General features: G+C 34.9%; 8 protein-coding genes. 1 reads left to right on the plus strand and 7 read right to left on the minus strand.

Translation table 11 applies throughout. From position 1 onward, the window contains the following. Positions 1-247: 247 nt before the first annotated feature. From NNL35_RS00005 to NNL35_RS00030, 6 genes are read right to left on the minus strand one after another with little or no spacing between them, the layout of a single operon-like run. Entirely contained in the window at positions 248-2,224 is a 1,977-nt protein-coding gene (locus NNL35_RS00005) for a glycosyltransferase (protein WP_006674713.1), read from the minus strand. Between the two features lie 20 nt (positions 2,225-2,244). Continuing rightward, positions 2,245-4,317, minus strand: a complete 2,073-nt coding sequence (locus NNL35_RS00010) for a CgeB family protein (RefSeq protein ID WP_254552813.1) — start codon at positions 4,315-4,317, stop codon at positions 2,245-2,247. Positions 4,318-4,374: 57 nt separating this feature from the next. After that, positions 4,375-5,454, minus strand: a complete 1,080-nt coding sequence (locus tag NNL35_RS00015; RefSeq protein ID WP_006674715.1) for an FkbM family methyltransferase — start codon at positions 5,452-5,454, stop codon at positions 4,375-4,377. A 33-nt stretch (positions 5,455-5,487) separates the two neighbouring features. Then, the gene (locus NNL35_RS00020; RefSeq protein WP_006674716.1) at positions 5,488-6,786 is read right to left on the minus strand and encodes a nucleotide sugar dehydrogenase; all 1,299 of its coding nucleotides are present in this window, start codon (positions 6,784-6,786) and stop codon (positions 5,488-5,490) included. A 42-nt stretch (positions 6,787-6,828) separates the two neighbouring features. Next, entirely contained in the window at positions 6,829-7,569 is a 741-nt protein-coding gene (locus tag NNL35_RS00025; protein WP_006674717.1) for an ABC transporter ATP-binding protein, read from the minus strand. A gap of 14 nt (positions 7,570-7,583) precedes the next feature. Continuing rightward, positions 7,584-8,360, minus strand: coding sequence for an ABC transporter permease (locus tag NNL35_RS00030; protein WP_006674718.1), 777 nt, complete (start codon positions 8,358-8,360; stop codon positions 7,584-7,586). A 174-nt stretch (positions 8,361-8,534) separates the two neighbouring features. Here NNL35_RS00030 and NNL35_RS00035 point away from each other — a divergent pair, with 174 nt between their 5' ends. Further along, positions 8,535-10,988 carry an O-antigen ligase family protein gene (locus NNL35_RS00035; RefSeq protein ID WP_006674719.1) on the plus strand — a complete coding sequence of 818 codons (2,454 nt, stop codon included), beginning with the start codon at positions 8,535-8,537 and terminating at the stop codon, positions 10,986-10,988. A gap of 61 nt (positions 10,989-11,049) precedes the next feature. On the opposite strand, the gene galU is transcribed toward NNL35_RS00035, so the two are convergent. Continuing rightward, positions 11,050-11,946, minus strand: a complete 897-nt coding sequence (gene galU, locus NNL35_RS00040; protein WP_006674720.1) for a UTP--glucose-1-phosphate uridylyltransferase GalU — start codon at positions 11,944-11,946, stop codon at positions 11,050-11,052.

Raw genomic sequence — 11,946 nt, forward strand, 5'->3', positions numbered from 1 at the left:
TGGATCAAATGGAGATTTTAATTCATCTAATAATGCTAATATCCATGCAGTTGGAATAATTTACGGCATCGCTTGTCATTAGAAAGAGAACCATCCTTCCCTATTACTACAAATGAAGTATTTTTCTTATTTCTAAAATGTTTTTTATTACTGATTTTATAATTGCTTGATTTTAGTCTTAAAAAGTTTAGTCGTGAAAAGGGGATACTTATACTTAATAGTTCATTGTCTTGAACGAGAGTTTTTGTTAACTTTTACGTAAGTAACCTCTTTGTATTAAAATATCCATTTGATCTGCAATTTTAGAAATACTATAAGATTCAGTTATAAATTGTTTCCCTTGATCTGAAAACAAATCAAAATCCCCCTTGTCTTGGGATAATTCAAGTATTTTCTTTGTAATCTCCTCTATATTATCAAAAGTATACTCCGGTGGATAAATATATTCTACTCCAGGCCACTTTAATAGTAATCCTATTGCCCCTGAAGCCATACCTTCCGCAGGTGCTAAGTGGAAACTTTCAGGCTTGTCATAATCACTTACAGAAAGTACGAACCCAATATTTTTGAGATACTCTGAACTGTCTTGCCAGCCAGAAAAAATAACTGCATGTTGTAATGTAGGATTGCTATTAATTCTTTTATACACTTGCTCAAAATATTTTTTCTCACTTTCAATGTTCCAAAGCCATGGCACTTCTTCTGGTTTTGACCCAATGATATGTAACTTGAATTTCGAATCATATATAAGCAAGTTTTCTAAAATAGTTATTGCTAAGTCTAATCGTTTGCGTAAAGGAAGAATTCCAATCAGGGCCAAATTGTATATATTATTTTGCGTTTTCGGTCTTTCAAATCGTTCAACATCAACATGATTAGGTATCAGAAATACTTTTTCACGTGGAAGATTAAACTCTCGGATAAATTCTTCTTGATAATATAGACCGACTGAAATAAAATAGTCTACATTTTTAAAGTTTACTTTATTTGCAAAATCTAAAAATAACTCAAAACGGTGCATTCGTGTTAACAATAATTGATCACTGGACTTATTATTCGAATACCAAACAGCATTTCCTAAAAGCCATTCACAAAAAATTATGTCCGCCCAAGCGAGAAGTTCTCTACTTTGACGCTCATCATGAATATTATGGCCTTTCCACTCATCAATTTTTATCTCATATTTTTTTTCAAGAAATGGTATGAGGGGCCGAATAAACTTTAAATCATAACCATTTATTAAAATTCTCTTTTTTGTATTCTGAACAAAAGAGTCATAGTCACCATCTAAAATATTTTCTAATATCCCCTGTACTCTAGCACTTAAATTCATTGATGAGAGAATAAATTCATTTTCCAACAAAAAATCTCTAAATTTATTAAAATCATGATTTGGAAGACTCCCATTCGAATAGTTCAAAATACTCTCTAATGCAGTCTTTACTCCAATGTGTACTCGTAATTTGTAATAATCTAATCCAACTTTTTTTAATATTTTTCTTGTTTCTCTCCAAACATGTAAGTGATCATTAAGTTCTTTAGAGCCATATCTTTGTGTAGAAGAAACATTATTTAATTCATCTCTCTTAACATATTGATAAATACACTCATCAATGTATTGAATTTTTTTTGTATTAGCATAGCATCTATTTAAAAAGAGAGTATCTTCCCCCAATCGTATATTTTCATCAAAGGTAATACTATTGTTCAGTAAAAAATATCTATTATAGATCCCTTCAATTGTAGTACTTTGTTTTGAAACTAATTCACTTAGTAAATCTGATGTTGACAAAGTAGCATGATGTACTTGCTCTAAACGGTTTGAAATACTTATTTGATTTCCTTCTCGTATTACTTCTATATATCCGCGAACAAGATCATAATTATTAGTACTGGCCTCAAAATATAATAGATTACATGCATTTTCTTTTAGAATATCATCCGCATCCAAAAACATAACATAGTTCGCAGTTGCTTTGTGAATACCATAATTCCTCGGTTTCGAGGGACTCCCTGAATTTTCTTCCAATTGATAAAGCTTGAAATTCTCATACTGTTTACAGTATGTCTGGATTATATCAACAGACCTATCCGTGGAACAGTCATCTACAAATATTACTTCAATATCGTTTAAATCCATTGTTTGGTTTAATATTGACGAAATAGTTTTTTTAATTTTCTTTTGAGCATTATAGACTGGAATTATAATGCTTAATTTATACATAATCTCCACACCTGCTCTAATTAAATATTTATCGATACTGGGTTAATTTCTCGCTTTCCTTCTGGATATAAAACATTAAATTCGTCACAGTTGAATACAGTATACCCGCACTGAAATAGCCTTTTTATAAATTCACCATTAATATTAAATTCATAATACTTAAGTGCACTTCTTGGGAAAATAGAAGCATGTAGTAATCCTTCATTTACGAAAGTATAAGGTTTACACTCTAGTTTTTTTGTAACTACTGTTTCATTACTCAGATACGTATAGTTCAAAATCATATCGGACAAATAATTACTTCCATAATCGAATTCTGTATCCATAAAGGATACGTAATCGGCATCAATTACATCTTCTAAGCTACGATTGTATTTATTGAAATAATGAAGATCTAGCAGAAAAATATTTTCACTAGCATAATTCACTACATATCTTGCAGTTTCAATCGAATTTTCCTCAGTTAATACTATTAACAACTTCTTATTAGGGAAATTTTGATTTTCAAATAAACTGATCGCGCCTTCGATTTCATTCCCATTTTTAGAAAATATAACCATACAGACTTCTGATTCTTTTCTCTCAGAATTAACTCCGATAATATCCAATATATATTCCATTCTTTTTTCATACGTGTGATTTTTAAGAACATAACGAAGAGCCTTGAGTCGATGCTGGTGATAATTAGTCTCTTTTAACTTACTTATTACTCTCTTACTCTCTTCTTGGTTGTTGACATCAAGTAAAAATAGCAATTCTCCAAAGTGCCATTCTAAGCCCTTTGAATAATTGCTAATTACTAAAGTATTTGACGCAATCAACTCAAATACTCGCCGAGCGAACATAGTTTTTGAATTTACTTCAGTGTTAATATTTATTGCATATTTGGAACCTTTATAAGCCTTATCTAAACGAGTATAGGGAACTCTGGGCCTCAGATACGGTTTGAATCTTTCAGGGAAAATGTGGTTTTCGTCCTGATTTTCGGATTGTCTATTATATACAATAAGATTCTGCTCATCTTGTTGTATAATTAAATCAAAAATCCTCTCCATTTCTTCACATCTTATTGGGTGCTGTTTATAGTAGCTCCCTGAAAATACTATATCATCAGTTCGTTCATAAGATTCTATTGGATTGAAATGCTTCGGTTGAACAGCGAACATTAACGGATAGACTTTTTTATGTCCATACTCCTCCTTGTATCGAACTACACATTCCTCAGAGGTAGTAAATATATAGTCAAATTTCAATGCTGTATCAACAAAATTATGTACTTTATCATCAAAATGAGTAGGGTCCTCTTTATTCCAGAATACAGTCGTAATTTGATTCTCATTGCAATAACGAATAATGTTTAGTAGCTCTGTTCTATTCTCTTTCTTGAAATTAATACTGCTATAAACTTTACCTTTCCATTCGCGGGTGTCAGGATCTTTTCCACTCCATGCTGACTCACAGAAAAAAAAGTCCGGCTCCGTCTCTTGTAAAGTTTCTAGCCAGTTATTTGGACTTAAATATATAGCCTCACATTCATATTTAAAACTTTCATAAGTAAATTCATCTACAACCATTGCAACTTTCAATTGTCTGGTTTTGCGTCTAGGAGTTGTATTTTCCCCATTTTTTGTATTATTATAGAAAAAATCAAATAATGGCTTTAAAGTTATAGAATCTAGTAATATCGTTCCATTTCCTTGAATTCGTAGTGAAATTCTCATATCATCAACATTATTAATATCTATCTCGCCATGGTTATTTATATCTAACCAATGCGTTTCTGCTTTTTGTCCTTGGGAATACGTTATAATAAACAATTTAATATCACATTCCCCTAACACTTCTCCTTTAAAATCAACAAATAATCTATTATATAAATTTAGTTTGGGAAAAATTGAGGTTGATGGCTTAATATCAAAACTATTGTTCTTCTCCAGGTATGATAGATAACAATGAGTAGTTTCATTTCCTTCTATAACAATTTCATGATCATTTAATATTACCTCTGAGGTAGAAGGTGCCCATTCATTTTTATTGTATTTAATGTTTCTTATATCTAACTTGCTTCGTAAGCTTCGCTCTTCTTTTAACAATTCTTGTAGTCTTCGTTCGATCAAGTCTATATTCACTTTCCTAAGCCCTCTCTCACCTTATTTTTTTACCATTTTCCAAATTCTTACCGCAATTTTTCCAGGTAATGATTTCTTTAGGCGATTATATCTTGATTCAATTATCCTATAGTGTTCTTTTAATGTAATAATTTCTTGTAGTGCCCGTCTTTCCATTTCTATGTGATATAAAATTTTATTATAGAGTTTTTGATTCTCAACTTCATTCTTCTTAGTTATATTTTCAATTTCTTTTTGCTTTTCTTCTAGCTCCAACCTGAGCCCATTTATAATATTCAAATTATTTCTCTGTTCTAAATTAAACTTTTCTTTTTCACGTACTAATTCTTGTTCAGATTTCTTTAATTTTTCTTTTTCTGCACTTAACCACTTATTTAAGTTCCATTTATCAATTAAAGTCTGTTTATACTGTGAGACCACATTTTCCTTAAAAGTTTGTGTTATATTTAAACGTTTATCCAAGTTATCGACCTTTATATAAATATAGTTGAAATGATGTATATCTATAAGTTCATATTTGTATTTCTTTAAAAAAGAATCAACTTCATCAAAATGGTTATTTATCTCTATCCAAATTGTAGGATTAGACGAGGCTAAAACTTCTTCCATTCCCCTAAGAACATCTAATTCATTACCCTCGACATCAATTTTTATGAAATCCGGTTTTTCAATATTCAACTCATCAATTGAAACAATTTCCACTGTGCCCGTATCATCACGAGTAATCTTACATTCTCCCATATTTCTTTCATTTACAGAAACTCCAGCTTTACCTGATTCGCTCCCTACAGCTGCACGAATAATTTCGATATCAGTAAGCTGATTTAAAGCTACATTCTCTTCCAATAGATCAGCATTACTTAGAACTGGTTCAAAAGCATATATTTTTTGGGGCCTATAGTATTTACAAAAATAAATGGTATGGTTCCCAATATTAGCCCCGATATCATATATAATTGACTTATTTGGGATATAAATCGAAAATCTTTTTAACTCTGCAATCTCATAATAATCAGAATTAGTTTTAATTACATTCGTAATATACTCATCTTTATACCCAGAAATAATAGTCTCATCCCTGAGCCTAATTTGAAATTCCAAAATCCTCTCCTCCTACCAAGCCCCTTAAATACTTCATTTCATGAAAAAGGGGGTTTTCTCGTTCACCATTGACTTATTTTTATACTCAAAAGCACTCCCGAAATTTATTATTTCTAGATTAGAATCTAATTGTGGAGTAATAATATTTTTTGTATCTAATAACCTTGGTGTTCTCATTATTTTTGCTATTTCTCTATGATTAAGATCTTTAAATTCATCGTGGTCAGAAAGTATTAGTATAAGGTCGGAACCCGCGGCAGCTTCGAAACAGGTAACGAAATCCGGGCGATTTACATGAGGATCATGAATAGCTAGTTGAAACCCCTCATTTTTCAGTAAATTTATTACCTTAATTGCCGGAGATTCTCTTAAATCATCAACGTTCCCCTTATATGTTACACCGAAAATTGCAATTTGAGGATTTTGAATGTCACTAAGAATCGTTTTTGAAATCTCTACCACAAATTGTGGCATGCTATTGTTAATATCCCGTGATAATTTTATCATTTTTGCATATTCTGGTGACTTAGCATATATAAAGTATGGATCTACAGCAAGGCAATGCCCTCCTACTCCTGGCCCTGGAGAATGAATATTTACTCTGGGGTGTTTATTAGCCAGACGTATTACTTCCAATGCATTAATGTTTAAATCATTGCATACTTTCACAAGTTCGTTAGAGAGTGCGATATTAACGTCCCGAAATGTATTCTCCATACATTTCGACATTTCTGCAATCTTCGCTTCAGTTTCGATTATTTCTCCTTTTACAAAACTCTTATATATCTTTGCTGCTGCAACTGAACATTCTTTTGTAATTCCTCCAACTATTCGGTTGTTATTGATTAATTCTGTGAGAATTCTCCCAGGCAATACACGTTCTGGGCAATGCGCCAAATAAATATCTTTTCCAATAGAAAATCCATTCTTTTCAAAGAGAGGCTTGATAATATCATCCATTGATCGGGGCGCAATTGTTGACTCTATTATTATAGTGCTTCCATTTTTAATATACGGAAATATAGAGCGACAAGCGTCTAGTACATATGTTAAATCACAACTCATATAAGAGTCATGTTTATTAGGAGTTGGTACGGCAATAATATAAACGTCTGCTTCCTCTGGGATATTGGAGGCAGAGAACAATTTTTTTTCTACAGCTGTTTTTATAATCTGTCCTAGACCTGGCTCTTCTATGTGAATTTTCCCCATGTTCAACATTTCAACTACATTTGAATTAATATCTACTCCTACAACGTTAAATCCACAGTTCGTTAGAGTTGCTGCCGTTGGCAGCCCAATATAACCAAGACCAATTACACAGACTTTCATAATTCCACCATGCTTTCTGTTTTTGTATATTGAGTCCAAAAATTATTTATTTTTATTTATGAACAAATCTAAAACAGATGACGATTCCCCAATGTTCTCCACTTTCCCTCCTTCAAGCCACAGAACCCGATTACATAGCTTCTTCATCTGATCCATAGAATGGGATACAAACAAAACTGTAGTGCCATTTTCAATCATTTCCCTAATTTTGTCACCACTTTTTTCTTGAAACTTTATATCTCCAACTGAAAGAACTTCGTCGACGATTAATATATCAGGCTGAATAATCGTAGCTATGGAAAATCCCAACCTAGCCTTCATACCTGATGAGTAGTTTTTTAATGGAGTGTAAATGAACTTTTCTAATTCAGAAAATTCAACTATCTCATCCACTTTATCCTTTAAAAATTTTTTAGAGTAGCCTAATATTAGTCCATTCAAATATATATTCTCCATCCCAGTAAGCTCACCATTAAAACCTGCCCCCAATTCAATAAGGGGAGCAATGGAGCCTTTAATTTTTACTTCTCCAGAGGTAGGCTTCAATATTCCTGCTATTATCTTTAGGAGCGTACTTTTGCCTGCTCCGTTCATACCAATTATTCCAAAGACTTCTCCTTTATTAATGGAAAAATCAATGTTTTTTAGAGCAAAGAAATCTTGGTATGTTATTTCTTTCTTCAATTTTTTTATAATAAAATGTTTCATTGAAGTAATTTTCTCTGTTGCTAGTCTGTAGCGCATTGAAACATTGATTACCTCTATAGCCGTATTATCATTCATATCTTGTCCTCATTTTATAAATGGTATATAAAGCGATCTTGTGTTCTATAAAATACGAACACGCCCACAATTCCATAAACGAATATGTAAGCTAAACAAATCAAATGCAACCCTAAGCCCGGTAATTGTCCGTATATAACAACATCTCTAAACATCTCCACCACAGAATACAAGGGATTCAATTTTATAATAGGCATGTACTTTGCTGGAATAATACTCGCAGGGTAAAAAATTGGTGTCATATACATGATGATCATTAGCACAATAGAATATAAATGCATCATATCTTTAAAAAAAACTGTGATTGACGCTAATAGAAGTCCAATTCCCGCAGAAATTGCAAGCAAATACAATAATGGAACTATAAACATAATATTTACCCAAGAGAAGGAAATGTTCGTTACCAGCATAACAAACAATAAAGGTACTGTCGAAATCAAAGTCGTAATGAACGAAGAGCATATCCTTGATAAAGGAAAAAAGTACTTTGGAACATATACTTTTGTAATTAGTTGACTGTTGGCATGTATTGAGTCCATTGCAAAGCTAGTGGCTTCTGAGAAAAATTGATAAACAATTCTTCCAGTTAATACATACACAGGGAAATTTTCAATATGATTATTGAATACTGTGGAAAAAATAACAGTTAAAACTATCATCATCAACAATGGATTCAGCATGCTCCACAGTACACCTAAGAATGAGTTTCTATACTTTAGTTTGATATCTTTTTTTATAAGTTCGAGTAGTAGATCTTTGTATTTAAGAAAATTTTGAATGTTTTTCTTCATTACTAAGCTCCTTTATTATTCTAAACAATTTTGTACCCAACCATTACATTTGAATCATCTCCTAAATATAATATTTGAGGTTGAAAAAATCCATTGTCTTTCTAGCTTAATGGAAGTTTGATTTTAGCTGTGATATTATAAATATCGTAACTTAATGTAAAGGAGAATAAAACTTTGTCTACATATGGCTACGGGGCTAAAAAGTCCAAACAGAAAAACGACAAAATCCCACTTTATCGTGGGGGAATCAGCATTTTTCTGATTTTGTTTTTACTATGGGCACCGTTTCAATTTGGTTTGTTCAATGGACAGTCAGCATACTTCGAAAAACCGATATATTGGTCGATTCTTATAGCTTCTATTCTATCCTTTTTTACGATCGGATTTCTACTTCAATTCAAAAATCGCAGTAATCAAATAGATTTCCTATCTCTCATTGTATTTTTACTGCCAATTTCTTATGGAGTTTCGTCACTTTTTGCAACTTCCAGTTACTTGGCTGTAAATGCGATATTCATTATGTTTGCGTACGCCGTATTTTTCGCTCTTTCCTATTATATATTGAATGATGGGAAATTAAATCGTTACATCCAAAGTACATTAACCGGAGCTGCCTATGCCACTGTATGGTTTGGTTTGATGAACTGGCTGGGGAATGGAAAGTTCGCTGCAGCGTTGATTGGCTGGTTTTCACAAATTAATTCTGAAGGACTTTACCATCAAGCAATATGGGTGGATGCGAATGGGCCCCGTCTTGCATCGGTGTTCCAGTACCCCAATACATATGTTGCCTATCTGATGGCATTCTTGTTTATAGCCGTATTCTATTTAACTACACCCCGTAATACCTTTAGTCATGCGGTTCACGGTTTTATGCTGGTACCGATTATTCTATCTATTTTTCTAACCCTTTCTCGTAGCGGTCTGGTGCTGCTGCCAGTTGTATTTATTGTGGTTCTATTATTTATAAATCCGGCACGGCAGATTCTGTGGATTGTGCATCTGGCCATCAGCAGCGTGGCAACATTAGTTATTTTAAATATAGTATCGGATATCGGCATTAAAGTACATCTGAACGAATCGGGCAGTTCCTCCTTGAAAGGATGGCTCTATATTATTGGAGCATCCGCTGCATGTGCCGTATTATGTTGGATTGTACAACGATTCTTTGCACCATGGTTGGAACGTAAATTGGAAGGCTTCTCAATGAAGAAGTGGGCCAATGCTATCCTTCCTGTAGGGGGAACCATCATTGCTGGAGTGCTGTTGATCTTTTTGCTAGGAACTGGCCTCAAAAATTTGCTGCCGGAAAGTATCTCTTCGCGTCTAAGTTCAATCAACTTCCAACAGCACAGCGTGCTTGAGCGGATTACGTTCTATAAAGACTCTATGAAGCTGGTGGCAGACTATCCTGTCTTCGGTGCAGGCGGCGGCGCTTGGAGCGCATTGTATGAAAAGTACCAAAATAACCCGTATGAATCAGCCCAAGCTCACAGCTACTACATGCAGTATCTCGTTGAGACCGGATTTCTCGGCTTCATTATATTAATTGCCTTTCTCGGAATAGTTTACTGGAAGTACGTTCAATCCTTCCGTAACGCGGAAGAGACGAAGCGGAATAGCTATTTCATGTATTTCATTTTGGCGACAAGCATTTTGGTACATAGCGTGATGGATTTTAATATGAGCTATGTTTATATCGGGATTATCGTCTTTATTAGCTTGGGAGGTATGGCGGCATCAATTTCAACGGACCCACTTAAGAAAATAAAGCCAAGTACATTCAAGACGGCTGCGGCAATTATTTACGGCATCGCTGGAATAATAATGTTCATCACTTCTCTATTATTTATTCAAGCATCCAGCTCTTATGCGAAAGCGAGAGCAGTCCTGAATGAAACGAGCAATTTTAATCAAACAATGGATTACTTAAATAAGGCTCTAAAAATACGGGGAACCGTGCCTGAATATGCTGAGTTGAAAGCTGCCTTGTTCCAACAAGTATACGCACAGCAAGGAGACGAAGCCTTTTTTGCTGAAGCGGAGCATACGTTGCAACAGGCGCTTGAAAAACAACCAGGAAACCGATTATTGCTATTACGGTTGATAGAGCTTTATAAGCAAAAGGGAATGGACTCGGAACTTTATAAGGTATACTCCGAAAATGCTGAGGGCTTCCCTTGGGATATGGAATGGTACGACAAGTACATGGATGCTACCTTGCGTCAAGGGATGATCGTTTATAATGAATCTCCAGAAAAGAAAAATGAATATATGGACGAGATTATTGAAGCCTTGCGCCACGTCGAACAAGGTGTAGAACATCTCAAAACTTTGCCGGAAGGGCAGCTTCAGGGACGAGAGTTCAAAGTGACGAGCTCGATGGCCATGAATGCTGGCCGGGCATATATTATGAAAGGCGAGCCTGGGCAGGGGGCGGAAGCAATGAAGCCTTACCTGAACGAGGACCTTTCTAATGCGGCTAACCGAAAGTTAGCCCGCTGGTATGTCGGAGCGACAATCCAAAACGGCCAAGTCGATCAGACATGGTATGATAAGTTAATTAGTGTGGACCCTGAAGAAAAAGAGAAGGTTGAGCAAGTTGCTGGAATGAGATTTTTAAAGTAATTAATAAAGAAGGGGTTGTCCCTTTGTCACGCTAGATGACTTGTGGGCAACCCCCTTTCTATTACCTGAGAACATTTAGTTCTTGTTCTTCATACTGTTTAATAATATTTTTTAAGTAACGAAGTAAATCATCTTTTAATTCTGGACGCTGCATAGCATAGTGCAAGTTCGTCTTAATGAACCCAAATTTCTCCCCCACATCATGACGATGTCCGTCGAAATGGTACGCTAGTACTTCCTCTTCTCTGCATAAGTCTGCAATGGCGTCCGTAAGCTGAATCTCCCCGTTTACCCCTTCTTCCTGCCTTTCTAACAATTCGAATATCCGTGGGGACAAAACATAACGGCCCATGATCGCCCAGTTCGATGGCGCTTGGTCCCTGGATGGCTTTTCAACGAGTTCTTTTGCTCGGAGCAGTCGTCCATTCATCTGTTCTCCCGCAACGACTCCATAACGAGACACTTCTTCCCATTGAACAGGCTGTACCCCCACAATGGAAGCTTCATGCTTTTCGTAAATATCTATCATTTGTTTTAAGCAAGGGGTATCTGCTTCCACGATATCATCCCCCAGCAAAACGGCAAAGGGTTCGTTACCAATAAACTTTCTGGCACACCAGATAGCATGGCCGAGTCCACGAGGTTCTTTTTGCCTTATGTAATGTATATCTGCCAATTCCGACGACTTCTGTACTTCATTTAACAATGTCAGCTTAGCGCTTTCACGCAGCTTGTACTCCAGTTCGAATACGTTATCGAAATGATCTTCGATAGCCCGCTTGCTCTTTCCTGTCACAATAATAATATCTTCAATGCCAGATGCTGCTGCTTCTTCGACAATGTACTGAATTGTAGGTTTGTCTACAATTGGAAGCATTTCTTTAGGCATTGCTTTTGTCGCTGGCAGGAAGCGAGTGCCAAGCCCTGCAGCAGGGATAATTGCCTTTCTGACTTTCAT

It is taken from the genome of Paenibacillus dendritiformis (assembly GCF_945605565.1).
Classification (GTDB): Bacteria; Bacillota; Bacilli; order Paenibacillales; family Paenibacillaceae; genus Paenibacillus_B; species Paenibacillus_B dendritiformis_A.